Raw genomic sequence first — 25,709 nt, forward strand, 5'->3', positions numbered from 1 at the left:
CGTCGAGTCGTCAAGGCGTCACGTCGCGCGGGAGTGCGCCTCCAGGTAGCGCGAGAAGCGGTCGTCGACCTGGTCGGCGGTCAACCCGAAGTCCTCCAGAACGTACCGGTGCCCGGGCCTGGAAGCGCTCCCACGGTGGAGCGCCGACATCGCCGAACGGGCCTCGTCGGACAGCGGCAGCCCGAAGTGCTGGTAAATCGCTTCAACCGTGGCGAGCGGGTCGCCGACGAAGTCCTCGTAGTAGACGTCGTAGAACTGGCTCGCGTCATGGCGGGGCCGTGCGTCGAGGAACGTCTCCGCGCCGCGGGCCCACAACTCCAGCTGATCCTGTCCGACGGTCGCGCCGCGGAACGCCGTCGACCACTCGCCCGCCGCCTGCTCGTTGAGGCTGCACACCGAAGCGATGATGGTCCGCGGCGCCCGGTGCGTCTGGATCACCAGCGCGTCCGGGTAGACCGCCAGCAACGCGTCCAGCGCGAACAGGTGGCTCGGGTTCTTGAGCACCCACCGACGGTCCTTGTCCGGCAAGCCGATCAGCTGCAGGTTGCGCCGGTGCCGCGTGTAGGCGTCCGTCCAGTCCTGGCGGCTCAACCACACCGAGTACATCGGCAGGTGGGCGAGGCACTCGTAGGACACCGACTTCGCCGACTGCCGCAGCAGCTGCCAGCACTCCTCGACCTGGTCGGCCGACGACTCGTGCGCCCCAAGGAACTCCGGATGCTCGACATGGTGCTGCTCGTAGCCCGCCTGGATCCGCTGGAAAACCGGGTTCTCCGGCCAGGTCGAGCGCGGCGGCCGCGGCTGCGGCACCTCGGTGAGCCACACCTCGAGACCCTGGTGCGCGGGATCCGCGGTCAGCAACCGGTGCAATGCCGTGGTGCCCGTGCGGGGGAGTCCCGTCACGAAGACCGGGCGCTCGATCGGTACGTCCGCGTGCTCCGGATGCTGCTTCCACGACGCCTCGCTCAGCAGCCGGGCGATCAGCGCGCCGCGCAGGAAGGCGCGCTTGACCCGGTGGCCGAACGGCGTCAGTCGCGCGTCGCGTTCGTAGGACTCCAGCAGCACCGCGAGCCCTTCGCGGTAGTCGTCCGTGCCGAAGTCGTCCAGGCCGGTGAACCGCGTCGCCGACTCGTGCAGATCCTCGACGGTGCCGACGTTCTCCCGCGTCATGAGTGGTACTCCCCGCCGTTGACGTCCAGGCAGTGTCCGGTGATCGCGCGCGCCAGGTCCGAGACCAGGAACACCACGGCGTCGGCGATCTCGGCCGGCTCGGGCAGCTTGCGCAGGTCGACGGTCGCTGCGGTTTCTTCGTACACCTGCTCCGCCGCGATGCCGCGCTGCTGGGCGAGGTAGGCGAAGTAGAACTTCAGGTTGTCGCCCCAGATGTAGCCGGGGGCGACCGAGTTGACCCGGATCCCGCGCGGTCCCAGCTCGGTGGCCAGCGACTGCGCGACCGCCAGCAGGCTCGCCTTGGTCATCTTGTACGGCCCGAAACCACGCCGCGAATGCCGCAGCACCGCAGAGTTGATCATCACCGCCGAACCGCGGGTCTGCTCCAGCCCCGGCGCGAACAACCTGGTCAACCGGAGCGCCGCGTACACGTTGGTCTCGAACGACGCGCGGACCGCGTCGAGGTCCACTTCGGCCAGGTCGGTGATCGGCGGCATCGCGAACGCGTTGTTCACCAAGGCGTCCACCCGGCCGAAAGAGTCCATTGTGGAGGAAACCAGCGCGGCGGCGGCCTCCTCGTCGGTCACGTCGGTGGGGACGGCGACGGCCCGGCGGCCCAGCTCCGCGATCTCCTTGGCGACCTCGGTGAGCCGGGTCTCGGTACGCGCGGCCAGCACGACGTCCGCACCCGCGCGGGCACACTGCACGGCGATGGCCCGGCCGAGGCCGGAGCCGATCCCGGACACCACGACGACCTTGTCCCGCAACAGCATCAGCCGGGCATCCTCGTCGCGACGGCGGCCTGGCGGGCCGCGATCCGGGCGGCGAATTCGTCGGGTGAGATCTTCGCGTTGTCGTAGCAGGGAAGCCGGCTGGGGAGATCGTCCACTTTGATCACCTCGACCTCGGGACCGTCGGCCGGGGTGAGGTCGCGGGAGAGCCGTTGCCAGCGGATCTGGACGTACCCGCGGCGGTGCCCGGTGCGTTCGAGCCAGTTCGCGACGCCGGGGTCGCGTTCGCTGATCACGAACCGGATCCTGCCGTCGGGGTCCACGCGTGCCTGGTCCGCGGTGAGGCTCGTCTGATGGTTGAGGTAGTCGAGGGAGATGTACCACATGCTGCCCAGCTGGATGCCCTGGTAGGGCGCGTCCGACTTCGGCACGGTGACGACCATGGCCTCGTCGTCCTCGAGCTCGTAGTGCCCGGCGGAGGAGAACTGGGTGCTCAGCCCACCCGGGGTGGTGCGCGGCTCGGTCATCGTGTTCACCGGCAGCTCGAGGTAGAACCACTTGGGGAAGGCCAGGAAGGTCCGCAGCCGGGACAGCAGGATCTTGCCCGCGACCCCGTACCGCTTCGCCAGCACGTCCCGGGTGAGCGGCGGCGGCGCCTGTCCGGCCCGGTCCGCGCGGCGGATCCGGATCGTCCCGCGCCGCTCGCGTGCCCAGTCGCTGTAGACCTCGCGCACCACGAGCATCGCCGACCCGGGGCCGAGCGTGAAGTAGCCGGGCCCGGCCTTGCCCGGCCCGAAGCGGATCTCGTAGCTGCCGTCGCCGGCGATCTCGATCTTCCGGTCGTCGAAGGCGGTGAGGCTGTCGGGCACGTCGACGGGGGAGTAGTCGCCGCTCAGGACCTGGAAGCTCAGGTCGCGCGTGGTGCCCCGGGTGCCGGTGACGACGTACTCGGCGTCGTCCCGCAGGTATGAGTGGAAGTACAGCGTGTCGGGGTTGTCGAGCCCCATCTTCGTGTGCGGGCCGGTGGACTCGACGAAGAACGGGAAGTCGCGCTCGTAGGCCCAGGCCATCTGCAGCGACGCCCGGATGCTGCCGGCCAGGTAGTCGTAGCCCTCGACGAGGTCCTGCTCGCTCTGCACGTGCGGGGCGTCGGTGATGATCTTCTCGGCCTCGGCGAGCGCCGCCGCGAACTGCTCGGTCAGCATTAGAACGCGTTCTCGTGATCGGCCCAGCGGTTCGCGGTGAACCGCAGGTTCGGCAGGTCCTTGAGCGGAAGCACGAACTCGTACGTGCGGGTGTACCCGGTGTGCGTGATGCGCCAGCGGCCGTCCTCGCAGCGGCGGTAGCGGTCCTCGTACACCGCCGCGCCCTTGATCACGACCTGGTGCTCGGTGGCGATCACCGTGTCCTCGAACGGCCAGGTCCCGCTCGCGGTGTCGCCGTCGATCTCGATCTCCGGTTGCACCGCGAAGTGCGTGGTGATGATGTTTCCGCCCAGTTTCTCGCGCAGGAACGCAGTGATGGCGGCGCGTCCGGTGAGCGCGATCGGCTCGCCGTAGGTCGGTGTGCCGTAGCTCGCGGTGGCCTCCGGCGCGAAGGTGTCCGCGACGTCGTCCCACAGCTTCAGGTCCACGCAGCGCAGATACCGGTGCTTCACGCGTTTGATCTCTTCCAACGCGACGAGGTCCATGCCGCCAAGCATGCTACGGGGATTGACCAAAAGCAAGAACGTGTTCTAATTTTTCGGGATGACCAGCACGTACGAGCTGTCCCACCTCGACGCGCTCGAGGCGGAGTCGGTGCACGTGTTCCGCGAGGTGGCCGCGACGTTCGAACACCCGGTGCTGCTGTTCTCCGGCGGCAAGGACTCGGTGGTGATGCTGCACCTTGCCCGCAAGGCGTTCTGGCCCGCACCGCCGCCGTTCCCGGTGTCGCATGTGGACACCGGACACAACTTCGACGAGGTGCTCGAGTTCCGCGACCGCACGGTGCGGCAGCTCGGACTCCGGCTGGTGGTCGGCCGGGTGCAGGACGACATCGACGCAGGCCGGGTCGCCGAGGAGTCCGGCCCGCGTGCCTCCCGCAACAGGTTGCAGACCGTCACGCTGCTGCGGGTGATCCGGGAAAGCGCTTTCGACGCCGTTTTCGGCGGCGCGCGGCGTGACGAGGAAAAGGCGCGGGCGAAGGAACGGGTGTTCAGTTTCCGGGACGAGTTCGGGCAGTGGGATCCGCGCAACCAGCGACCCGAAGTGTGGAACCTCTACAACGGGCGGCACCGGAAAGGGGAGCACATCCGGGTGTTCCCGTTGTCGAACTGGACAGAGCTGGACATCTGGTCCTACATCGCGGCCGAGGAGATAGCACTGCCGCCGCTCTACTACGCGCACCGCCGTCAGGTCGTCCAGCGGGACGGGATGCTGCTCGCCCACACCCGGCACCTGGCCCTGCTCGACGGCGAACACCCTTACGAGGCAACGGTTCGTTTCCGCACCGTCGGCGACGCGACCTGCACCGGCTGCGTCGAGTCCACGGCCGCGACCCCGGCCGAGGTGGTCGCTGAGACCGCCGCCACCCGTGTCACCGAACGCGGCGGGACCCGTGCCGACGACCGGGTCTCCGAGGCGGGAATGGAAGACCGCAAGAAGGAAGGCTATTTCTGAAATGGCCCAGGAGCTGCTCCGGCTCGCCACGGCGGGCAGTGTCGACGACGGGAAGTCCACGCTCATCGGCCGTCTGCTCTTCGATTCCAAAACGCTTTTCACCGACCAATTGGCGGCGGTGGAACGGGCCAGCCGCGACCGCGGCGAGGAGTATCCGAACCTCGCCCTGCTCACCGACGGGCTGCGCGCGGAACGGGAACAGGGCATCACCATCGATGTCGCACACCGCTATTTCGCCACCCCGCGGCGGAAGTTCATCATCGCCGACACCCCGGGCCACATCCAGTACACGCGGAACATGGTCACCGGCGCGTCCACCGCCGACCTCGCCCTGGTGCTCGTCGACGCCCGCAAGGGCGTGCTCGAACAGTCACGGCGGCACGCCTTCCTGGCCGGCCTGCTGGGCATCCCGCACCTGGTGCTGTGCGTCAACAAGATGGACCTCGTCGGCTGGTCGCAGGAGCGGTTCGCGGAGATCCGCGAGGACTTCCGGCGGTTCGCGATGAAGCTCGACGTGCCGGACCTGGCGTTCGTGCCGGTCTCGGCGCTGCATGGGGACAACGTCGTGCACCGCAGCGCGAGCATGCCGTGGTACGAGGGCGCACCGCTGCTGCACCACCTGGAGGAGGTGCACGTCGCCTCCGACCGCAACCTCATCGACGCGCGCTTTCCGGTGCAGTACGTGATCCGCGACCACGGGCGCGACTTCCGCGGCTACGCCGGCACGGTGTCGGGAGGGGTGTTCAAGCCCGGCGACGAGGTCCTGGTGCTGCCGTCCGGGTTGCGCTCGGCGGTCCGGGCGATCTGGGGGCCCGGCGGCAAGGAGGTGACGGAGGCGTTCGCCCCGCAGGCGGTGACCGTCGAGCTGGCCGACGAGCTCGACGTCGCCCGCGGCGACCTGATCTGCCGGCCGGGCAACCGCCCGCACAGCGGCCAGGACCTCGACGCCATGGTGTGCTGGTTCGCCCACCGCTCGGCGCTGGCCCCCGGCGCCACCTACACCCTGCGCCACACCACCCGCGCCATCACCGCCGAGGTCCGCTCGCTGGAGTACCGGCTCGACGTCAACACCCTGCACCGGGATGAGAGCGCTTCCGGGCTGGCGCTCAACGAGATCGGCCGCGTCCAGCTGCGCACCCGGCAGCCGGTGCTGTTCGACCCGTACCGGCGCAACCGCGCGACCGGCAGCTTCATCCTCGTCGACGACGCCACCAACGACACCGTCGCCGCCGGGATGATCACCGGCCCGGCGACCCGGGTGGTCTGGCACGCCGCGACCGTCACCCGGGACGAGCGCCCGACGCGGGGTCTCACGGTGTGGTTCACCGGGCTGTCGGCGTCGGGGAAGTCGACCGTCGCGGCCGAGCTGGAGCGCCTGCTCGTGGCCGCCGGGCGGCCCGCGTACCTGCTGGACGGGGACAACCTGCGGCACGGGCTCAACGCCGACCTCGGGTTCGGCGCGGCCGACCGCGCGGAGAACGTGCGCCGCGTCACGGCGGTCGCGCAACTGTTTGCCGACGCCGGGATCGTGGCGATAGTGTCGTTGATCAGTCCCTATCGCGCGGACCGGGCCCGTGCCCGTGCCGCGCACTCCGACGCCGGACTGTCCTTTGTGGAGGTCTTCGTGGACACACCACTGGCGGTGTGCGAGGCACGCGACCCCAAGGGGATGTACGCGCGGGCGCGCGCCGGGGAGATCCGCGGGTTCACCGGGATCGACGACCCGTACGAGGCGCCGGTCGCGCCCGAGCTCGTCCTGCGCCCCGGCGACGGCGACCCCGCGACGATGGCGTCGGCCATCCTGACCTTCCTGGACCGGTGACGTGATGGGCGTGAACCAGCGGGCGCAGATCCGCATGAGCGACGACGAGATCGAAGGTTTCGTGGCGCGCAGCCGCACCGCGACGATGGCCACGATCGGCCCGGAGGGCATCCCGCACCTGGTCGCGATGTGGTACGCGGTGCTGGACGGCGAGATCTGGTTCGAGACGAAGGTCAAGTCGCAGAAGGTCGTCAACCTCCGCCGCGACGACCGGATCACGGTGCTCGTCGAGGACGGGCGGACCTACGACCAGCTGCGCGGGGTGTCCATCGAGGGCCGGGCGGTGATCAGCGACGACCCGGACGAGGTGTTCCGCGTCGGGGTCAGCGTGTGGGAGCGCTACCACGGGCCGTACAACGACGAGCTGAAGCCGCTGGTGGACGCGATGATGAACAAGCGCGTGGCGGTCCGCGTCGAACCGAGGCGGACCCGCTCGTGGGACCACCGGAAGCTCGGCCTGGACCCGGTACCGCTCGCCGGTTCGACGGCGGCGTTCCTGTCCTAGGCAGCAGCTGGCCCATCCGCCCGTCGTCGAAGTCGTTCACTCGCGTGCTCGACGCGAGAAGAGCTGTGAGCCCCTTCGCGGAGGCGGGATCAGGCCGGCGCCACCAGCTTCGCGCGGAGCCGGGCTGTGTCGGCGGCACCGAAGCCGTGGTTGTCGAGCCACGCCAGGACGCCGCCGTAGCGCTTGTCGACCTGGGTGAGGAACGTGTCCATCGTCTCCTCGCGGGAGCGGTGCGTGTCGTTGCCGCCGCCGCGCTTCTCCAGGTCGGGCGCGTAGGTGGGCGAGGCCCGCAACCGCGCCATGATGCCCTCGATGCGGGTGCCGCTGGCCGCGTAGTCCGCCACCACGGCCTCGCGCCGCACGCCCACGGCCGTCAGCGACAACGCCGCCACCACGCCCGTGCGGTCCTTGCCCGCCGCGCAGTGCACCAGCACCGCGCTCGGCGAGTCGGCGATCGTGCGCAGCGCGCCGACCACGTTCTCCGGCCGGTCCTCCAGGTAGCCCAGGTACAGCGCGCACATCGGGTCGGCCGGGTAGCGCGCGAGCGCCTTCTCCCGCCGCGTGAACAAGGCGTCCGCGGCGGCGTCGGTCATCTCGCCGCGCTCGGGCAGCACCGACAGGTGCACGTGGCGCACCGTGTCCACCGCGCGCAGCGGCCCGGGGCCTTCGGCCTCGACCTCGCGAGTGCTGCGCAGGTCGACGACCGTGCGCAGGCCGAGGTCATCGACGAGGAGCTTGACGTCGGTGGGGGTCAGCCCCTGCAGGTTGTCCGCACGCAGCAGCGCGCGCTCGGCGATCGTCCGTCCGTCCGACGTGGGCAGCCCGCCCACGTCACGGGCGTTCGCCGCCCCTTCGAGTTCAAGCCATCCCATGCCCCCATCGTCTATGGCGCCGCCGTACGGGCCAAGGGAGCGTCCGGGCGAACCTGATCTTCCGGCGCCGGCTTCCGGTGCCGCGTGAAGCGCAGCGTGCCGACCAGTCCGCGCCGCCGCAACCACGGCCACCAGCCCAGCATCCCGATATGGGCGGCGATCGCGTGCCCCGCGACAGTCACCACCGACAGCAGCGAACCGGGGTCGTCGGTGAGGTAGATCACCACGATGACGAGCTCGATGACGCCTGCCGCGGCGAGCCGGAGGCGCTTGGCGAGCACCGGCACCATCGCCCCGGCGGTCGCGAAGAAGCCGTAGCTCACGCCGATGTCGAGCCAGTGCCCGTCGGCCGCGGGCAACCAGCCGTGCCGCAGCGCGATCATCACCGGCAGCTCGGTCGCCAGCGTCGCGAGCATGTGCCCGCTGGCGAACACCGCGAACGCCCAGCCCGCGCCGACCCGGCGCTCCAGCGGAGCCACCGCGAGCGCGAAGATCAGCACGTAGACCAGCCAGCCGGAGTTCTCGATCCAGAGCGCGCTGCTGATCAGGCTCATCACCGGCCGGTGCCACAGGTTGTGGGCGTCCGTGCTGGCCCTGGCGAGCAGCTTCGCCGACACCGACTCGCCGACCACCCGCTGCAGGATCGTGGTCGCCAGCAGCACGGCGAGGTACCAGAACGTGAACGGCGTCGCCAACGGGCTGGGCAGCAGCACTGCCGCACGGGTGCTCCACGGGGGGCGGCTCGCCGTGGTCATGATGTCCTCGGGCACCCCGCCAGTGTGCGGGGCGACCCTGAAAGCCGGCCGTCGGCCGGCTGTGAGTCGGCTGAGAAGAAGCACCTTTTCACTGTGCGGCAAATTCGCGTGAACCGCTCGCCGGGGCTCGGGCAAGGTGGGGAGATGCGCACTGCTTTCGGGACCGAGTTCGACATCCGGGACGGATACCTCAACACCCCGGCCATCGGCGTGCCGCCGGTCCAGGCCGCCGACGAGGTCGCCGCGACGGTCGGCCGGTGGGGCCGGGCCGAGGTCCTGCCGTCGGACTTCGAGGAGGCCGTCACGGTCTCGCGGCAGGGCTTCGCGGACCTGATCGGGGTGCCCGCGGACCGGGTCGCCATAGGTGCGGCGGTCTCGCAGCTGCTGGGCGCGGTCGCGGCAGGGCTGCCCGAGGGCGCCAAGGTGCTCGTGGCCGCGGGCGAGTTCACCAGCGTCACCTTCCCGTTCGCCGCCCGGCCGGGCGTGACCGTGACCGAGGTACCGCCGGCGGAGCTGCCCGACGCGGTGGCGGGGCACGACCTCGTGGCGGTGAGCGTGGTGCAGTCCGCCGACGGCGCCGTGCTCGACCTGGACGCCCTTCGCGCGGCGAGCGAGGCCGCGAACGTGCCGGTCGTGCTCGACGCGACCCAGGCGGCGGGCTGGCTGCCGCTGCGGCTCGACTGGGCGGACTGGGTCGTCGCCGCGGGGTACAAGTGGCTGCTGGCCCCGCGCGGCACCGCGTGGCTGGCGGTGCATCCGCGGGCACTCGAGCGCGGGGTTCCGGTCGGCGCGGGCTGGTACGCGGGGGAGGACCCGTGGCAGTCGCTGTACGGGCTGCCGCTGCGGCTGGCCGCGGGCACCCGCCGGTACGACCTGTCACCCGTGTGGTTCGCGCAGGTGGGGGCCGCCGCTGTGCTGCCGTACCTGGCTTCGCTGGACCTCTCGGCCGTGCAGGCGCACTGCGTGAAGCTCGCCGGCGCCTTGCGAGCCGGGCTCGGGCTGCCGGAAGGCAACAGCGCGATCGTCTCGTTCGACGCGGACGCCGACCGGCTGCGGCAGGCCGGCGTGGTCGCGAGCGCCCGCGCCGGCAAGGCCCGGGTCGGCTTCCACCTGTACAACACCGAGGCCGACGTCGAGCGGGTGCTGCACGCCGTGGGGCGATAACGCGAACACTGCCAGTGACATTGGCCCGCTTCGTGCCCCGGCAGGGTGAACGGTCCAGTACGGTGTCCCCTCGTGGTTGCACCGCAATACCCGCCTGCGCGAGGCGACACCGCGCCCCTGCCCCGGATCCCGGCAGCCCCCGGCCGGAGCGGCGGACCGCTGCTCAAGGCCCTGGGCCTGGTGGCGGTCGCCGTGGTGGCCGGGCTCGTCTGGTGGCTCGTCCGGCACGACGCGGGTGACACGGCGGTCGCGCAGCCGCCGGCGAAGGAGTTCGCCTTCACCGCGGCCGAGGGCCCGGTCGCGTCCACCGACTGCGCGAGCAAGTCCACCGACGAGGTGAAGAAGTGGTTCGGCACGCACCAGTGCCAGGCGCTGTCCCGCGCGCTGTACACCACGACCGCGGGCGGCTCGACGGCGCTCGTGTCGGTCGCGCTCGTGACGATGCCGACCGCGGACGAGGCGCAGCAGCTCAAGGCGCTGGCCGACCGTGACGGCACCGGCAACGTCAGCGACCTCGTCCGCGACGGGACCGCGAAGATCTCCGGGGCGCCGAAGCTCGCGGACGGCGCCTACTCCTCCCGCGCGAACGCCAACCGGGTGACGATCGTGCTGTCGGCGTTCTTCGACGGCCATGCCGACAAGGCGACCCTGAGCCGCGTCAACGCCGAGGCTCTCGACCTGTCGGCTCAGTTCGGCTGAGTGCCCGTCATCCCGATCAGCGCGATCACCGCGGGGGACTCGCCCGCGGCCTGGCGCCACCGGGTGCCGCGGCGGGCCGAGCCCAGCAGCGCGGTCAGCGCCACCGCCCGCAGCGCCTTGTCGTCGGTGCCGTCGAGCACGCCCGCCCACGCCGCCGCGGCGTCGGACTCCGCGGTCGCGACGACGCTCTTCGCCGACACCCCGTCCGTGACCGGCTTCGGCGTGATGTAGGCGGGTTCGGGGCCGTCCGGCGTCGCTCCCGCGGCGTCGAGCATGCGCACGCACGCGTCCCGGCGGTCCTGGTGCTCGCGGGACCCGTCCGTCACGCCCGCCACGTAGTTCGACGGCAGGAAAGCGCTCACGAGGCCGTACACCCACACCGCGGCGTGCTCGGCGTCCAGTGCCTTCTGCAAGGGGGCGACCGATTCCTCGGGCACGACGGACGCGCTCGGCACGACCGGGCCGGGATCGGTGCCCGGGCCGAGCTTGTCGTCCAGCTGCTGCAGCCCGGCGCACCCGGCGGCGACCGCGGCCACCAGGCCGGCCCGGTACCGCTCGAGGCCGGGCACCAGCTTCTCCGCCTGCTCGCGCGCGGTCGCCAGTCGCTGCTTGAGCCCGGCGAGCCCGTTGCCCGCCGGGTTCACCACCTGGACGGCCGCCTTCGGCCGGTTGAGCCGGTCCACCTCCGCCTGCAGCGCCCGCGCGTGCTCCGTGCGGGCCGCCGCGACCTGACGCGCCAGACCGGCCTCTGTGGACGATCCCGAGGCCAGTGCGTTCGCCGCGGCCGCGTCGGCCGTCGCCTGCTCCGCGAGCAGGGTGAGTGGATCGGGGTCTGCGGAGTAGCCGGTTCTGCAGGCGGCGAGGGGGACGGCGACCGCCGCCAGCGCGCTCAGCCGCAGGATGTCGCGGCGGGTACGGGGGCTCACGTGGCGCCATCCTGCCAGGGCCGTCCCGACCACGGGCGGTGCCGGGGGCCGACAAGTTAAGCTGAACCCCCATCGACATCGGACCTAACAGGAGAGAGAGCGCCAAGGTGCCAGGAGAACTCGCCGGCAAGCTCGAGCCGATCGTGGCCGAAGCGGTGGCCGGCGCTGGTTTCGACCTCGACGCGCTCGAAGTCCAGCAGGCGGGCCGCCGCAAGCTGGTGAAGGCCGTCGTCGACGCCGACGACGGCATCGGACTCGACGAGGTGGCCGAGGTGAGCCGCATCGTCTCGGCCGTCCTCGACAAGCACGACCACCTCATCGCCGGCGCCTACACCCTCGAGGTGACCTCGCCGGGCGTGGACCGCCCGCTGAGCGGGCAACGGCACTGGCGGCGCGCGAAGTACCGGCTGGTGCGCATCAACCCGCACGAGGGCCCCGGCTTCCTCGGCCGGGTCGGCCACGCCGGGCCGGACGCGGCGCGCGTGCTCGTCGACGGCGGGATCCGCGACGTGCGCTACCGCGACGTGGCGAAGGCCGTCATCGAGATCGAGTTCAAGCAACCGCCGACGGAGGACCTGAAACTGCTGGAGCAAGACGCCTCGGGGATGATCACCACCACCGGGACGGAGGAGGAGCCGAAGTGAACGTGGACATCGCCGCTCTGCGCGCGATCGAGCGGGACAAGGACATCCCCTTCGAAACCGTGCTCGAGGCCATCGAGACCGCGCTGCTGACCGCCTACAAGCACACCGAGGGCCATCAGCCGCACGCCAGGATCGACATCGACCGCAAGACCGGCTACGTGCGGGTGCTCGCCCACACGCTGACCGAGGACGGCGAGGTCGAAGAGGAGTGGGACGACACGCCGGAGGGCTTCGGCCGGATCGCCGCCACGACCGCCCGGCAGGTCATCCTGCAGCGGCTGCGCGACGCCGAGCACGAGCGGACCTACGGCGAGTTCTCCGCCAAGGAGGGCGAGATCGTCGCCGGGGTGATCCAGCGCGACGCGCGCGCCAACGCGCGCGGCATGGTGATCGTCCAGGTCGGCGACACCGAGGGCGTGCTGCCCTCCGCCGAGCAGGTGCCCGGGGAGTCCTACCAGCACGGCAGCCGGCTCAAGGCCTACGTGGTGGGCGTGTCGCGGGGCAGCCGCGGCCCGCAGATCACGCTCTCGCGCACCCACCCCAACCTGGTGCGCAAGCTGTTCGCGCTCGAGGTCCCGGAGATCGCCGACGGCACGGTGGAGATCGCCGCGGTCGCCCGCGAGGCCGGCCACCGGTCCAAGATCGCGGTCCGCTCGACGGTGCCGGGTGTCAACGCCAAGGGCGCCTGCATCGGCCCGGTCGGCGCGCGGGTGCGCAACGTGATGAGCGAGCTGGCCGGGGAGAAGATCGACATCATCGACTACTCCGAGGATCCGGCCCGCTTCGTCGGGAATGCGCTCTCGCCCGCGAAGGTTGTATCGGTGACCGTGGTGGACGAGCGCGCGAAGACCGCACGCGTGGTGGTGCCGGACTTCCAGCTCTCCCTGGCGATCGGCAAGGAGGGCCAGAACGCCCGCCTCGCCGCCCGGCTGACGGGCTGGCGGATCGACATCCGCAGCGACGCCGCCGGAAGTGAGCCGGAGGACACACCACGCCCCGCGACAACCGGTTCGGCTGAGTGACAGGCCACGAGCTAAACTCGAACATGGTTGGAAGCCCGCGTTCGGGAAACGCGCGCGCCGGACACCGGGAGGCACCGGTCCGGACGTGCGTGGGATGCCGGAGGCGGGCTTCGGTCAGTGAGTTGTTGCGAGTGGTCCGGCAGGACGGGCAGGTGGTCGTCGACGAACGTCGGCGGCTTCCGGGCCGGGGTGCGTGGTTGCATCCCGAGCCGGACTGTCTGGCCAAGGCCGAGCGACGGCGGGCGTTTCCCAGAGCGTTACGAAGTTCTGGGACACTCGACGTCACGGCCGTGCGGCGTCATCTCGAGCCGCGCACCGGATGAACGGGCAGGGGACGTGCCCCCGCCCGAACGGAAACGAAGGAAGCAGGTCGACCCGTCATGAGTCAGCCGTGAAGCTGAAGCCATGAACGCGCGACGATAGGACGAGGTCAGCGGGTACCTACCGCCAGCTGGCCTCATCAGTTGAGGAGAGCAGTGGCAGGCAAGGCCCGCGTGCACGAGCTCGCGAAAGAGCTCGGTGTCACAAGCAAGGAAGTTCTCGCCAAGCTCAAGGAGCAGGGCGAGTTCGTGAAATCCGCGTCCTCCACCGTCGAGGCACCCGTTGCCCGGCGGCTGCGGGACGCCTTCGCCGCAGGTGGCGGCAAGCCCAAGTCCGGTGGCCGCAAGCCGGCGCCGGCCCCTTCGAACGGCAACGGTGGCGCCCCGGCGTCGCCGCGGACCGCCGAGAGCACCCAGGACCGCCCGCGCCCCGGCGCGACCCCCGGTCCCCGTCCCGGCCCGCGGCCGGCCCCCGCCCCGGCACCACAGCCGCAGGCGCAGCCGGAGCAGCCCCGCCCGCAGCAGCAGCCGGAGGTTCCCGCCGCCAAGGCGGAACCCCAGCAGCCGCAGCAGCAGGCGCCGCGTCCCGGTCCGGCGGCCCCTGGGAGCACTGCCGGCAACACCGGTGGGTCGGTCGTACCCCCCAAGCCGCAGGGCCCCAAGGCCAGCGGTCCCAAGCCCGGTCCGCGCACGCCGCGGGTCGGCAACAACCCCTTCGGCGTCGGTTCGGGTGCGCCCGCGCCGCGTCCGCAGGGGCCGCGCCCCGGCGGCGGTCCCGGTAACGACCGTGGCCCGCGTCCCGGTGGCGAGCGTCCCGGTGGCGAGCGCTCGGGCGGCGACCGGCCGGCTTCCGCGCCGCGTCCCGGCGGCGGCAACCGGCCGACCCCCGGCAACATGCCGCCGCGGCCGAACCCGGGCATGATGCCCGGTCGTACTCAGCGTCCTGCCGGTCCCGGCGCCGGCCGTGGTGGCCCTGGTGGCGGCCGCGGTGGTGCCGGTGCGGGCCGTGGCGGTCCCGGTGGCGCCGGTCGTGGCGGTCCCGGTGGCGGCGGCGGTGGCTTCCGCGGCGGTCCCGGTGGCGGCGGTGGCGGTGGCGGCTTCCGGGGTGGTCCCGGTGGCGGCGCGCCCGCCGGTGGTGGCGGCTTCCGCGGTGGCGGCGGCCCGCGTGGCGGCGGTGGCCGCGGCGGCACGGCCGGTGCCTTCGGGCGTCCCGGTGGTCCCTCGCGCAAGGGCCGCAAGTCGAAGCGGCAGAAGCGCCAGGAGTACATGGACAACATGCAGGCGCCCAGCGTCGGCGGTGTGCGGCTGCCCAAGGGCAGCGGCGAGACCATCCGCCTGCCGCGTGGCGCCTCGCTGACCGACTTCGCGGAGAAGATCGACGCGAACCCGGCTTCGCTGGTGCAGGTGCTGTTCCACCTCGGCGAGATGGTGACGGCCACGCAGTCGGTGTCCGACGAGATCCTCGAGCTGCTCGGCTCGGAGATGAACTACACCGTGCAGGTGGTCAGCCCCGAGGAGGAGGACCGCGAGCTGCTCGAAGCCTTCGACATCACCTACGGCGAGGACGCCGGTGACGAGGAGGACCTGCAGATCCGGCCGCCGGTCGTGACCGTGATGGGTCACGTCGACCACGGTAAGACCCGCCTGCTGGACACCATCCGGAAGACGAAGGTGCGCGAGAGTGAAGCCGGTGGCATCACCCAGCACATCGGCGCTTACCAGGTGGAGACCGAGCTCGATGGCAACAAGCGCCTGATCACCTTCATCGACACCCCGGGTCACGAGGCGTTCACCGCCATGCGTGCCCGTGGCGCGAACTCCACCGACATCGCGGTGATCGTCGTCGCCGCGGACGACGGCGTCATGCCGCAGACGGTGGAGGCGATCAACCACGCCCAGGCGGCCAAGGCGCCGATCGTGGTCGCGGTCAACAAGATCGACAAGGAAGGCGCGAACCCGCAGAAGATCCGCCAGCAGCTCACCGAGTACGGGCTGGTGGCCGAGGAGTACGGCGGCGACACGATGTTCGTCGACATCTCCGCGCGGGAGAACATCAACATCGAAGGTCTGCTCGAGGCGATCCTGCTGACCGCCGACGCGGCACTGGACCTGCGGGCGAACCCCGACATGGAGGCCCAGGGCGTCGCGATCGAGGCGCACCTGGACCGCGGTCGCGGCCCGGTCGCCACGGTGCTGGTGCAGCGCGGCACGCTGCGGGTCGGCGACTCGGTCGTCGCCGGCGACGCGTACGGCCGCGTGCGGCGGATGGTCGACGAGTACAACGAGGACGTCACGGAGGCGCTGCCTTCGCGTCCGGTGCAGGTCATCGGGTTCACCTCGGTGCCAGGCGCCGGCGACACGTTCCTCGTCGTCGACGAAGACCGGGTGGCACGGCAGATCGCCGAGCGCCGGTCCGCCCGTACCCGCAACGCGCTGAACGCTTCCCGGCGCAAGCGGGTCAGCCTGGAGGACCTGGACTCCGCGCTGAAGGAGACCAACAGCCTCAACCTGATCATCAAGGGCGACAACTCGGGTACCGTCGAGGCACTCGAAGCGTCCTTGCTGCAGCTGGATGTGGGCGACGAGGTCGAGCTCAACGTGGTGCACCGCGGCGTCGGTGGCGTGACCGAGTCCGACATCGACCTGGCGACCGCGTCCGACGCGATCGTGCTCGGGTTCAACGTGCGGGCCCAGGGCAAGGCGACCGAGCGGGCCACCCGCGAGGGCGTCGACGTCCGGTACTACACGGTGATCTACCAGGCGATCGAGGAGATCGAGCAGGCGCTCAAGGGCATGCTCAAGCCGGAGTTCGAGGAGGTCGAGCTCGGCAAGGCAGAGGTCCGCGACGTGTTCAAGTCCTCGAAGTTCGGCACGATCGCCGGTTGCCTGGTCACCTCGGGCGAGATCCGGCGTAACGCCCGGGCCCGCCTGATGCGGGACGACGTGGTGATCGCCGAGAACCTGCCGGTCAGCTCGCTGCGGCGGTTCAAGGACGACGTGGTCGAGGTGCGCGAGGGCTACGAGTGCGGTCTGACCCTGGGGTCGTACAGCGACATCAAGGTCGGCGACGTGGTCGAGACCTACGAGCAGCGCGAGAAGCCGCGCGCGTAAAGGCCGTGGTTGAGGAGGGGCGTGCTCGCGGACAGCGCTCGCCCCTCCGGCCTTTACGGTGTCCGTTGGGGGTCGGACCCCCAAACCCCCGCCAGGGGGCGAGCCCCCTGGACCCCGCAGTGGTCGCGTTTGGCATCGAGGGAGCCTGAGGTCGTTGTTCGTCGGCGCACTCGAGTTCGACTTGCTGCTGGGCGACGTCCGGTCGCTGAAGCAGAAGCGCTCGGTGGTGCGGCCACTGGTGGCGGAGCTGCGGAAGCGGTTCGAGGTGTCGGTCGCCGAGGCCGGGCACCTGGACCTGCACCGGCGGGCCCTGCTCGGCGTCGCGGTGGTCGCCGCGGACGGGGAGCACGTCCGTGACGTGCTCGACGAGTGCGAGCGGTTCGTCGCGGGCAGGCCCGAAGTGGAGTTGCTGTCCGTGCACCGCCGTCTGCTCGGGCCGGAAGACTAGGGAAGACGAGAAAGTAGGAGATGCGCGATGGCCGACCCGGCCCGTGCGCGGAAGCTGTCCAAGCGGATCTCGCAGATCGTGGCCTCGGCCATCGAGCACGAGATCAAGGACCCGCGGCTGAACTACGTCACGATCACCGACACCAAGGTGACGGCCGACCTGCACGACGCGACCGTGTACTACACGGTGCTGGGGGAGAGCCTGGAGTCCACTCCGGACTTCGCCGGCGCGGCCGCGGCGCTCGACTCGGCGCGCGGGGTGCTGCGCAGCAAGGTCGGCCAGGGCACCGGGGTGCGCTTCACCCCGACGCTGACGTTCGTCGCGGACAAGATTCCCGAGACGGCGCAACAGATCGAGGAGCTGCTGGCGAAGGCCCGCGAGGCCGACGCCGAAGTGGCGCGCCGCTCGGCCGGCGCGCAGCACGCGGGTGACCCGGACCCCTACCGAGTCCCGCGCGAAGACGAGGACGACGAAGAGGACTGAGTGCGCGTGAAGCGGGCCGCCCCACCGGGCGGCCCGCTTTTTCGTGCCCTGGCCGGTCAGCTCACGGTCGGCGGGAGCCCGAACACCCCGAACAACTCCGGTTCCTGGAACGCCGTGATCGCCGCGATGCCGGTCTTCGTGATCGTCAGTACCTGCAGCGAATGCGCGCGGAACAGGCCGTCGTCGCGGCGCAGGTAGCCGGCCATGCCCGGCTCGCCGTTCACCCTCACCGGCAGGGACCGCCACCGGCCGGGGCGCACGCGCGGCCCGAGGAAGGCGCACACCGGGCCGAGGCCGGAGAACCACATCGGGTAAGGCGGCATCTCGATCCGGATGTCCTCGCGCAGCAGTTCCGTCAGCGCGCCCATGTCGCCGTTGACGAACGCGGTGACGTACCGGTCGAGTACCGCGCGCCGTTCCGCCTCGGGCGGTTCGGCCACCTCCGCGGGGGTGAGGTCGGCGAGCTGCGTGCGGGCCCGCTGCAACGCGCTGTTCACCCCCGCCGGAGTGGTGTCCAGCAGGGCCGCCACCTCCGCCGCCCGCCACGCCAGCACGTCACGCAGGATCAGCACCGCGCGCTGCCGGGCCGGCAGGTGCTGCAGCGCCGCGACGAACGCGATCCGGATGCTCTCCCGTGACTCGGCCGCCGTCGCCGGATCGCCCGGAAACGGTTGCAGCCACGGGATTTTCGAGTCCCAGTCGAGATGCTCGCCGACCGGCTCGCCGGGACCCGCGAGCCCGGAGGGCAGCGGACGGCGTCCCCTGCCCTCCAGCGCGGTCAGGCACGCGTTGGTCGCGATCCGGTACAGCCAGGTGCGCAGCGAGGCCCGCCGCTCGTCGAAGTCGTCGTGCGCGCGCCACGCCCGCAGGTAGGTCTCCTGCACCAGGTCCTCGGCGTCGTGGATCGAGCCGAGCATCCGGTAGCAGTAGGCGAGCAGCTCCCGGCGGTACGGGTCGGCGCGCTCGGCGAAATCCGTCGTCATCGGGAGACCTCCAGGACCGGCTCGGCCACTTCACTCTCCACCCGGCGCCCCGGCAGCCACAACCCCGCCAGCGCGCCCGCGAGCGAGAGCGCCGCGGCGGTCCCGGCCGCCGGCCCGAACCCGGCGCTGAAGGCCTCCGGTGACCCGTACCCGCCGGTCGCCGAGAACACCCCGGCGAGGATCACCACGCCGAAGGTCCCGCCGAGCTGCCGCAGGGTGTTGAACGTCCCGGACGCCGTGCCGATCTCGCGCGGCGCGACCGAGTTGATCACGGCGTGCTGCGCGGCCGGCATCGCCATCGACACCCCCGCCCCTGCCACCACCAGCGGCGGCACGAGCAGCGGGTACGACAGGCCAGGACCGGCGATCAGCGCGATCCAGGCGAACCCCACCGCCTGCAGGAGCAGACCGCCGGCGAGCAGCGGCCGCTCACCGGCCCGTGCGATCCGCGCGCCCGCGAAGGGGGCGATCAGCGTCAGCGTCACCGTCCAGGGCACCAGCGCCAACCCGGCCTTCAGCGGCCCGTAGTGCAGCGCGACCTGCAGGAACTGGGCGAGGAAGAACGCCGAGCCGAAGATCGAGGCGTAGAGCAGAAAACCACCGGCGTTGCCCGCCGAGAACGCGCGCGAGCGGAACAGCCGCATCGTCAGCATCGGCGCGGGCGAGCGCAGTTCCCACCAGACGAACGCGGCGCCGAACACGAGCCCGGCCAGGAGCGGCCCCAGCACGTCGGCCCGGTCCCAGCCGTGGTCGTTCCCGTGGATCAGCGCCCACACGACGCCCAGTGCCGCGCCGGTGACGAGGGTGAGGCCGGGGACGTCGAGGCGCCGTGCCTCCCCGGTGCTCTCCGGCACGCGGGCGAGCACCAGCGGGATCACCGCCAGCCCCAGCGGCACGTTCAGCCAGAAGATCCACTGCCAGCTCAGCCCCTGCACGATCGCGCCGCCGAGCAGCGGGCCACCGAGCGTGCCGAGTCCGGTCACCCCGCTGAACAGCCCGAGCGCCTTGGCCCGCTGCGCCGGCGGGAAGGCGGCCGACAGCAACGAGAACGCCAGCGGCATGATCATCGCCGAGCCGAGGCCCTGCACCGCGCGTGCCGCGATCACGGCGCCGATGCCCGGCGCGAGAGCGCAGCCGGCCGACGCGACCGTGAACAACGCCAGCCCGGCGACGAACACCCGGCGCCGGCCGAACCGGTCGCCGAGCGCCGACGCGGTCATCAGGAACACCGCCAGGCTGAGCGTGTAGGCGTTCACCGTCCATTCGAGCTCGGCGATCCCCGCGCCGAGCGTGCGCCGGATCGCGTCCAGCGCGGTGGTCACCACCAGCATGTCGAGCACGACCATGAGTGACGCCCCCGAGGTCAGGGCGAGCACCCACCGTTGTCTGTTGTCCATCGAGGCCTCCCGGGTCCGGTCTTTCGCCGGTACCTACCGGGGAGCCAGGGAGAACTCATCGGTGCCCAGGTCAGGGCTTGCGGGCCACCAGCAGATCGCGAAGGATCGCCTGGTCGACGCGGTGGGCGAAGTCCGGCAGCTCCCGCACCCCCAGCCCCGCGCCGGTGAGGATGTCCGCGAGCTCCTCGCGCTTGGCGACGTGGGTGTTCCACGAGATGCCGAGCGCGCCGCCGGGGCGCAGCGTGCGAACCCACGCCGGGACGGCCGTGGCCAGCAGTTCGCGCGGGCTGCGCGAGAGATCCTCGGATCGGTGGCTGCCGTGCTGGACGCCGTACGGCGCGTCGGTGACGATCGCGTCCACCGAACCGGCCTTGAGCAGCTCCGCGGCCGTCACCGTGTCGCAGTTGTAGTAGGTGATCCGCCGGACCTCACCCGCCTTGTACTGCTCCTTGGTGAGGCCGAAGCCGAGCTCGAGCCGCTGGCCCAGCTTCACCTTGTTGTGCCGCAGCTGCCCGGACTCGGCGGTGTGCTTGATCCGCTTGGTGCGCAGCCACGTCTTGACGAAGTGCTCGTAGGCCTCGAAGTCGCGCTTGTCGAGCTCGAAGCCCGTCGCGTCGAGGCCGTAGTTCATCGCCTGGTTGAGCGTGGTGCCGCGGCCACACAACGGGTCCAGCACGTGCACCGGCCCGCGCAGGAACGCCACAGGGTCCGAAGTGGACAGCAGTGTGACGTTCAGCAGCAGCTTCGTGAACAGCTCGTTCGTCTTGCCGGGGTACTTCTGGATGGTGAGCAGGTCCGAGCCGAACCGGTCCAGCGGGGCGATCCCGACCGGGCGCAGCAGCTCGTCGGTCAGCTCGAACAACGCGTACAACGCCGAGAGGTTCGACAGCAGCGCGACGTCCTCTTCGGACAGCCGCCGGGCCGTCGAGAACGTCACGTACGTGACGCCGCCGAGCTGCCGTTCGCCGATCTCTTCGGGCGGGGTGCTCAGCGCCTCGCCGAACACCGCCAGCTCGGCGCGCAGGAGCGCGGCCGAGGAGTCGGCGTAGACGCGGTTGGCCGAGGGGTAGAGGAGGATCCCGTAGTCGAACATCGCGTAGAGACAATAACGGGCGCGTCGCGCCTCCGTTGAGGGCGGCGGTGGGAGACGGGTGGGAGTACTTTGCGGCCATGGGCACTTCTTCGCCGCTCGACCTGCTGCGTGCCGCCACCGACGTCACCCTGCTCGCGCACGTCCGCCCGGACGCCGACGCGCTCGGCAGCGCGCTGGCCCTCGGCCGCGCGCTGCACCAGCGCGGCGCGGCCGTGCGGGTGGCGTTCGCGCTTCCCGACGAGGTCCCGGAGAGCCTGCGCGGGCTGGACGTCGGCGGGCTCGTGGTGCCCGCCGCGGAGGTCCCGGCGAGCAGCCCGCTGCTGATCTGCTGCGACACCCCGGTCCCGGCGCGGCTGGGCTCCCTCGCCGACCGGGTCGAGGCCACGAAGGCCGCCGGCGGCGCGGTCCTCGTGGTGGACCACCACGCCTCGAACACCCGCTACGGCACGCACCACTTCGTCGACGACACCGCCGAGGCCACCGCCGTGCTCGTGCTGGACCTGCTCGACCAGCTCGGAGCCGCGCTGGACGAACCCATCGCGCGCTGCCTCTACGCCGGTCTCGTCACCGACACCAGCGGCTTCCGGCGGGCCAAGCCTTCGACGCACCGGGCCGCGGCGCGCCTGCTCGAAGCGGGTGTGGACCCGGACAGGCTGTCGCGTGAGGTCGTCGACGACCACCCGTTCGCCTGGCTGCCGATGCTGTCGCAGGCGCTCGGGACCGCCCGGCTGGAGCCGGCGGCCGCGCAGGGGTACGGGCTGGTGCACGCCTTCGTCACCCTCGAAGCGGCGGCGGACGTGCGGCTGGAGGAGGTCGAGGGGGTGGTGGACGTGGTCCGCTCGATCCGGGACGCGGAGGTCGCGGCGGTGTTCAAGCAGCAGGGGCCGGCCGAGTGGACGGTGTCGTTGCGGGCGATCGGGAAGATCGACGTGTCGGTCGCGGCCCGCAGCCTCGGCGGCGGCGGGCACCGGCTCGCGGCGGGCTGCACCGTGCACGGGACCGGCGACCAGGTGCTCGCCGCCGTGCGGGACGCGCTGGCCGCCGCCCCGCTGCTGTAGCGCCGGTTAACCTGCTTGCTGTGCAGATGATCGCCGAGCGGGTGCCCGCGAAGAAGGTGTTCGGCCTCGCGATCCCGGCGCTGGGCGTGCTGTGCGCCGAACCCCTGTACGTCCTCGTGGACACCGCCGTCGTCGGTCACCTCGGCGCGCTCCCGCTCGCGGGCCTCGCGCTCGGCGGGGTGGTGCTGTCGCAGATCTCGACGCAGCTGACGTTCCTGTCCTACGGCACGACCTCGCGCACCGCCCGCCTGCACGGCGCGGGCCGTCGCGCGGAGGCCGTGAGCGAGGGCGTGCAGGCGACCTGGCTCGCGATCGTCGTCGGGCTCGTGCTGGTGCTCGCGGGGCAGCTGCTGGCCATCCCGCTCGCGCAGGCGCTCTCGGGCAGCGACGAGATCGCCGCCGCGGCGGTGTCCTGGCTGCGCATCGCGCTGTGCGGGGCGCCGCTGATCCTCGTCACGATGGCGGGCAACGGCTGGATGCGCGGGGTGCAGGAGGCGGTCCGCCCGCTGCGCTATGTGTTGCTGGGCAACGGGATCTCCGCCGTGCTGTGCCCGGTGCTGGTGTACGCGGCGGGCTGGGGGCTCGAAGGCTCGGCGGTGGCGAACGTCGTCGCGCAGGTGATTTCGGCGAGCCTGTTCCTGCGCGCGCTGGTGGCCGAGCGGGTGCCGCTGCGGCCGCAGCCGTCGGTGATGCGCGCGCAGCTGAGCCTCGGCCGGGACCTGGTGCTGCGCAGCCTCGCGTTCCAGGCCTGCTTCGTCTCGGCCGCAGCCGTGGCCGCGCGCACCTCGACGGCGGCGGTCGGCGCGCACCAGATCGTGCTGCAGCTGTGGACGTTCCTCTCGCTCGTGCTCGACTCGGTCGCCATCGCCGCGCAGTCGCTCGTGGGCGCCGCGCTCGGCGGCGGGGCGCAGCGGCAGGCCCACGGCGTCGCCACCCAGATCACCCGCTACGGCCTGCTCCTCGGTTGCGTGCTGTGCGCGGTGTTCGCCGCCGTGTCGGGCGTGCTGCCGCACGCCTTCACCGCCGACCCCGGAGTACTGGGTGAGATCCCGCACGCGTGGTGGTTCTTCGTGGCCCTGCAGCCGATCGCGGGCGTGGTGTTCGCACTCGACGGCGTGCTGCTGGGCGCGGGCGACGCGGCGTTCCTGCGGACGGCGACGCTGGCCAGCGCGGCGATCGGGTTCCTGCCGCTGATCTGGGTGTCGCTCGCGCTCGGCTGGGGGCTGAGCGGGATCTGGACCGGCCTGTCGCTGTTCATGCTGCTTCGGCTCGCGGCCGTGCTCGTGCGGTGGCGTTCGGGCCGCTGGGCGGTGGTCGGCGCGGTGCGCTGACGCGGTGTGGCCGAAAACACCGCCGTGAAAGGTAAGTTTCACCGTTGCGCGATCGATACACCTCACGGCTCCCCGTCCCGACTTCGCTAGGAGGCTTCGTTCGTGCCGCCCGCGCAGGCACCCGTGATCGGCAAGGCAGGCCGCCGGTCCTGGCTCATCTGGTTCACCGCAGCTCTCGTCTACCTCCTCTCCGTCTTCCACCGCACCTCGTTCGGGGTGGCCGGCCTGGAAGCCGCCGACCGGTTCGGGGTCGGCGCCGCCGCTCTCGGCACCTTCACCGTCCTGCAGGTCGGCGTCTACGCGGCCATGCAGATCCCCACCGGGGTGCTCGTGGACCGCTACGGCCCGCGCAAGGTCCTCATCGCCGCACTGCTGTTCCTCGGCCTCGGCCAGGTCCTGCTCGCGCTGGCCACCTCCTACGGCCTCGGGCTGCTGGCCCGCGGCGTACTCGGCTTCGGCGACGCGATGACCTTCGTCAGCGTCCTGCGCCTGATCGCCGCGCACTTCCCGGGCAGGCAGTACGCGGTCGTCACGTCCTTCACCACCGCGATCGGCTACGTGGGCAACCTCGCCGCGACCGTGCCGCTCACCCTGCTGCTCGCCGGCCCGGGCTGGCTGCCGACGTTCCTGACCGCCGGGCTGCTGACCGCCGTGTACTCGGCGTTCGTCGCGGCCCGTGTCAAGGACACCCCGAACGGCCGCGTGGCCAAGGCCGCTCCCGTCGACCGCCGCGAGCTGCTGCGGCAGATCCGCACCGCGTGGCGGGTGCCCGGCACCCGGCTGGGCTTCTGGGTGCACTTCTCGACGATGTTCGCGCCGAACGTGCTGACCCTGCTGTGGGGCGTGCCGTTCCTGGTGCAGGGCCAGGGCATGCCCACCGCGAGCGCGAGCGCGCTGCTGACGGTGTTCGTGTTCGGCTCGATGATCGGCGGGCCCCTCGTCGGCGGCGTCATCGGCGCGCGGCCCGGCCTGCGGATGCCGCTCGTGGGCGGCTACCTCGGCGGTGCGGCGCTGGTGTGGGCGCTGCTGCTGGGCTGGCCCGGCTCGATCCCGGTCGCGGTCCTGGTGCCCTGCTTCGCGTTCCTGTCCCTCGGCGGGCCGGCGTCGATGATCGGCTTCGCGCTCGCGCGGGACTACAACCCGCTGCACCGCGTCGGCACCGCGACGGGTGTGGTCAACGTCGGCGGCTTCGTCGCGACGACGATCACCGCGCTGGCCATCGGGGTGCTGCTGCAGCTGGGTGGCGGCAACTTCCGGATCGCGCTGCTGGCCGTGGTCGTCGTGCTGGCGCTGGGCACGGTCCGGGTGCTCGTGTGGTGGCGCCGGGCCCGTGCGGAGCTGTTCGCCGCGCAGGCGCGCGGGGAGCAGGTGCCGGTGCAGGTGCGGCGCAGGCTGTGGGACGCCTCGGCGGACGGCAGGGTCCCGGCGGCGGCTTAGCCGGTGACCGGCCGCCAGCCGGTGCCGGTGCGCTCGAGCAGGTATGGTCCGAGCACTTTGCTCATGCGGGGCAAGGAGTTCCGGACGAGCCGGGTGACCTGCCCGACCTGAGCCCGGGTCGCGCCGAGGGCCACGGTCAGATGCGCCGGGGGAGTTTCCCCGTAGCGGCCGCCATACGGTGTCGCGGCGGGGAAGCTCGCCCGCAGCCGGGCGACGGCCGCGTCCAGCGCGGGCACGGCCACCCCGACGAACCCGTCTTCCCCGGTGATCACCTGCCGCAGCTCGACCTCCGAAGGCGGGCTGAGCCGGGTGACCTCGTGCAGGACGCCCGGCCCCGGTGCCGGCCCGGGGTAGAGCAGCGAGACGTGCGCGGGCAGCGGTCGCACCAGCCGTGGCCCGATCTGCCGGACCGCTTCGAGCAGCGGCTCGGCATCGGGCAGCAGGACCACCACGGCCGTGGACCCGCTCATGTCAGCCCGAAGGCGTCGAGCGCGCGGTCGATGAGCGCGTGCTGGGTGGCGGGGGAGTAGGTCCGGCTGTCCGCGGCGGCCAGCGTGTTGACGCCCTCGACCAGGGCCACGAGCGCGGTCGCGACCTCGGTGCGCGGCCGCTCGTCCCAGCCCGGCCGGGCGGCCGCGACGAGCTGGCCGATCCGGGCGAGGAACGCGCGGTTCGCGGTGACGTGCCGGGCCGCGAGGTCCGGGTCCGCGAGCGAGGCGGTCAGGTAGCCGAGCCACACCCGCGCCTCCTGGCGCTTCGCCGGGTCGACCGACGCGGCGTATCCGAGGATGGCGCGCAGGACCTCGGAAGGTGGCCCGCCCTCGGCCTCCCGCTCGTCCATCTGCCGTCCCGTCCGCTCGTGCAGCAGGTCGCGTGCGTGCAGCAGCAGCGCCCGCTTGTCGGGGAACCGGTGCAGCACCAGCCCTGTCGTGCAGCCCGCGGCCGCGGCGACGGCCCGCAGCGTCAGTCCCTGCGGGCCGCCCTCGGCCATGATCCGCCAGACGGCCTGCGAGATCCGCTCGGCCTGCTCCGTCCGGTCCGCGGTGCGCGCCATGGTCCTCCATTCCGTAACGTCTGT

The 25,709-nt window shown here is 71.9% G+C and carries 26 protein-coding genes; 14 read left to right on the plus strand and 12 right to left on the minus strand.

What is annotated here, in order from left to right; all coding sequences use genetic code 11:
* Positions 1-18 precede the first annotated feature (18 nt).
* The 4 genes from LWP59_RS10815 to LWP59_RS10830 are packed head-to-tail and all read right to left on the minus strand — an operon-like array spanning position 19 to position 3,591.
* On the minus strand, positions 19-1,170 hold the full coding sequence (locus LWP59_RS10815; RefSeq protein ID WP_144645532.1) for a sulfotransferase family protein: 1,152 nt from the start codon (positions 1,168-1,170) through the stop codon (positions 19-21).
* Positions 1,167-1,943 carry an SDR family oxidoreductase gene (locus LWP59_RS10820; RefSeq protein ID WP_144645530.1) on the minus strand — a complete coding sequence of 259 codons (777 nt, stop codon included), beginning with the start codon at positions 1,941-1,943 and terminating at the stop codon, positions 1,167-1,169. Before LWP59_RS10820 ends, LWP59_RS10815 begins: the two co-directional genes overlap by 4 nt.
* Positions 1,943-3,106, minus strand: a complete 1,164-nt coding sequence (locus LWP59_RS10825; RefSeq protein WP_144645528.1) for a hypothetical protein — start codon at positions 3,104-3,106, stop codon at positions 1,943-1,945. Before LWP59_RS10825 ends, LWP59_RS10820 begins: the two co-directional genes overlap by 1 nt.
* Positions 3,106-3,591 carry a nuclear transport factor 2 family protein gene (locus LWP59_RS10830; RefSeq protein ID WP_144645526.1) on the minus strand — a complete coding sequence of 162 codons (486 nt, stop codon included), beginning with the start codon at positions 3,589-3,591 and terminating at the stop codon, positions 3,106-3,108. Before LWP59_RS10830 ends, LWP59_RS10825 begins: the two co-directional genes overlap by 1 nt.
* A gap of 58 nt (positions 3,592-3,649) precedes the next feature.
* On the opposite strand from LWP59_RS10830, the gene cysD reads away from it, so the two are divergent.
* From cysD to LWP59_RS10845, 3 genes are read left to right on the plus strand one after another with little or no spacing between them, the layout of a single operon-like run.
* Positions 3,650-4,561 carry a sulfate adenylyltransferase subunit CysD gene (gene cysD, locus LWP59_RS10835; RefSeq protein WP_144645524.1) on the plus strand — a complete coding sequence of 304 codons (912 nt, stop codon included), beginning with the start codon at positions 3,650-3,652 and terminating at the stop codon, positions 4,559-4,561.
* A gap of 1 nt (position 4,562) precedes the next feature.
* Positions 4,563-6,383: an adenylyl-sulfate kinase gene (gene cysC / locus LWP59_RS10840; protein ID WP_144645522.1), complete on the plus strand. Its 1,821-nt coding sequence runs from the start codon at positions 4,563-4,565 to the stop codon at positions 6,381-6,383.
* A 4-nt stretch (positions 6,384-6,387) separates the two neighbouring features.
* Positions 6,388-6,888 (plus strand): pyridoxamine 5'-phosphate oxidase family protein, encoded by a 501-nt coding sequence (locus tag LWP59_RS10845; protein ID WP_144645520.1) that lies wholly within the window; start codon positions 6,388-6,390, stop codon positions 6,886-6,888.
* 89 nt (positions 6,889-6,977) lie between these two features.
* Here LWP59_RS10845 and LWP59_RS10850 read toward each other — a convergent pair whose 3' ends face one another.
* Together LWP59_RS10850 and LWP59_RS10855 are read right to left on the minus strand one after the other, a co-directional pair.
* Positions 6,978-7,760 carry a tyrosine-protein phosphatase gene (locus LWP59_RS10850; protein WP_144645518.1) on the minus strand — a complete coding sequence of 261 codons (783 nt, stop codon included), beginning with the start codon at positions 7,758-7,760 and terminating at the stop codon, positions 6,978-6,980.
* A gap of 11 nt (positions 7,761-7,771) precedes the next feature.
* Positions 7,772-8,530: a rhomboid-like protein gene (locus LWP59_RS10855; protein WP_186383614.1), complete on the minus strand. Its 759-nt coding sequence runs from the start codon at positions 8,528-8,530 to the stop codon at positions 7,772-7,774.
* A gap of 129 nt (positions 8,531-8,659) precedes the next feature.
* Between LWP59_RS10855 and LWP59_RS10860 the strand changes: the two genes are divergently transcribed.
* Positions 8,660-9,679, plus strand: coding sequence for an aminotransferase class V-fold PLP-dependent enzyme (locus LWP59_RS10860; protein ID WP_144645516.1), 1,020 nt, complete (start codon positions 8,660-8,662; stop codon positions 9,677-9,679).
* 72 nt (positions 9,680-9,751) lie between these two features.
* Positions 9,752-10,378 carry a hypothetical protein gene (locus tag LWP59_RS10865; protein WP_144645514.1) on the plus strand — a complete coding sequence of 209 codons (627 nt, stop codon included), beginning with the start codon at positions 9,752-9,754 and terminating at the stop codon, positions 10,376-10,378.
* On the opposite strand, the gene LWP59_RS10870 is transcribed toward LWP59_RS10865, so the two are convergent.
* Positions 10,366-11,304: a ferritin-like domain-containing protein gene (locus tag LWP59_RS10870; RefSeq protein ID WP_144645512.1), complete on the minus strand. Its 939-nt coding sequence runs from the start codon at positions 11,302-11,304 to the stop codon at positions 10,366-10,368. The two genes, LWP59_RS10865 and LWP59_RS10870, sit on opposite strands and share 13 nt — an antisense overlap.
* A gap of 107 nt (positions 11,305-11,411) precedes the next feature.
* On the opposite strand from LWP59_RS10870, the gene rimP reads away from it, so the two are divergent.
* From rimP to rbfA, 6 genes are all read left to right on the plus strand, one after another.
* The gene (gene rimP, locus LWP59_RS10875; protein ID WP_144645510.1) at positions 11,412-11,948 is read left to right on the plus strand and encodes a ribosome maturation factor RimP; all 537 of its coding nucleotides are present in this window, start codon (positions 11,412-11,414) and stop codon (positions 11,946-11,948) included.
* On the plus strand, positions 11,945-12,970 hold the full coding sequence (nusA, locus tag LWP59_RS10880; protein WP_144645508.1) for a transcription termination factor NusA: 1,026 nt from the start codon (positions 11,945-11,947) through the stop codon (positions 12,968-12,970). The genes rimP and nusA overlap by 4 nt, the downstream gene beginning before the upstream one ends.
* Before the next feature lie 23 nt (positions 12,971-12,993).
* Positions 12,994-13,293: a YlxR family protein gene (locus tag LWP59_RS10885; protein WP_144645506.1), complete on the plus strand. Its 300-nt coding sequence runs from the start codon at positions 12,994-12,996 to the stop codon at positions 13,291-13,293.
* Positions 13,294-13,446: 153 nt separating this feature from the next.
* The gene (gene infB / locus LWP59_RS10890; protein ID WP_191334869.1) at positions 13,447-16,401 is read left to right on the plus strand and encodes a translation initiation factor IF-2; all 2,955 of its coding nucleotides are present in this window, start codon (positions 13,447-13,449) and stop codon (positions 16,399-16,401) included.
* A gap of 154 nt (positions 16,402-16,555) precedes the next feature.
* Positions 16,556-16,849, plus strand: coding sequence for a DUF503 domain-containing protein (locus LWP59_RS10895; protein WP_144643968.1), 294 nt, complete (start codon positions 16,556-16,558; stop codon positions 16,847-16,849).
* Between the two features lie 27 nt (positions 16,850-16,876).
* Entirely contained in the window at positions 16,877-17,332 is a 456-nt protein-coding gene (rbfA, locus tag LWP59_RS10900; protein ID WP_144643970.1) for a 30S ribosome-binding factor RbfA, read from the plus strand.
* 56 nt (positions 17,333-17,388) lie between these two features.
* On the opposite strand, the gene LWP59_RS10905 is transcribed toward rbfA, so the two are convergent.
* The 3 genes from LWP59_RS10905 to LWP59_RS10915 all read right to left on the minus strand — a co-directional run bounded on the left by LWP59_RS10905 (position 17,389) and on the right by LWP59_RS10915 (position 20,805).
* Positions 17,389-18,315, minus strand: coding sequence for a sigma-70 family RNA polymerase sigma factor (locus LWP59_RS10905; RefSeq protein WP_144643972.1), 927 nt, complete (start codon positions 18,313-18,315; stop codon positions 17,389-17,391).
* Positions 18,312-19,712 (minus strand): DHA2 family efflux MFS transporter permease subunit, encoded by a 1,401-nt coding sequence (locus tag LWP59_RS10910; RefSeq protein WP_144643974.1) that lies wholly within the window; start codon positions 19,710-19,712, stop codon positions 18,312-18,314. The genes LWP59_RS10905 and LWP59_RS10910 overlap by 4 nt, the downstream gene beginning before the upstream one ends.
* Positions 19,713-19,782: 70 nt before the next feature.
* Entirely contained in the window at positions 19,783-20,805 is a 1,023-nt protein-coding gene (locus LWP59_RS10915; protein WP_144643976.1) for a TRM11 family SAM-dependent methyltransferase, read from the minus strand.
* A gap of 77 nt (positions 20,806-20,882) precedes the next feature.
* On the opposite strand from LWP59_RS10915, the gene LWP59_RS10920 reads away from it, so the two are divergent.
* From LWP59_RS10920 to LWP59_RS10930, 3 genes are all read left to right on the plus strand, one after another.
* Positions 20,883-21,863 (plus strand): DHH family phosphoesterase, encoded by a 981-nt coding sequence (locus LWP59_RS10920; protein ID WP_144643978.1) that lies wholly within the window; start codon positions 20,883-20,885, stop codon positions 21,861-21,863.
* A 26-nt stretch (positions 21,864-21,889) separates the two neighbouring features.
* Positions 21,890-23,194 (plus strand): MATE family efflux transporter, encoded by a 1,305-nt coding sequence (locus LWP59_RS10925; protein ID WP_144644018.1) that lies wholly within the window; start codon positions 21,890-21,892, stop codon positions 23,192-23,194.
* A gap of 123 nt (positions 23,195-23,317) precedes the next feature.
* The gene (locus tag LWP59_RS10930; RefSeq protein WP_144644020.1) at positions 23,318-24,631 is read left to right on the plus strand and encodes an MFS transporter; all 1,314 of its coding nucleotides are present in this window, start codon (positions 23,318-23,320) and stop codon (positions 24,629-24,631) included.
* Here the strand turns inward: LWP59_RS10930 and LWP59_RS10935 are convergent.
* Complete coding sequence (locus LWP59_RS10935; protein ID WP_144643980.1) at positions 24,628-25,101, minus strand: 2'-5' RNA ligase family protein; 474 nt, start codon at positions 25,099-25,101, stop codon at positions 24,628-24,630. The two genes, LWP59_RS10930 and LWP59_RS10935, sit on opposite strands and share 4 nt — an antisense overlap.
* Positions 25,098-25,685, minus strand: coding sequence for a TetR/AcrR family transcriptional regulator (locus LWP59_RS10940; protein WP_144643982.1), 588 nt, complete (start codon positions 25,683-25,685; stop codon positions 25,098-25,100). The genes LWP59_RS10935 and LWP59_RS10940 overlap by 4 nt, the downstream gene beginning before the upstream one ends.
* Between the last annotated feature and the right edge of the window lie 24 nt (positions 25,686-25,709).

The sequence above is a fragment of the Amycolatopsis acidiphila genome (assembly GCF_021391495.1).
Classification (GTDB): domain Bacteria; phylum Actinomycetota; class Actinomycetes; order Mycobacteriales; family Pseudonocardiaceae; genus Amycolatopsis_E; species Amycolatopsis_E acidiphila.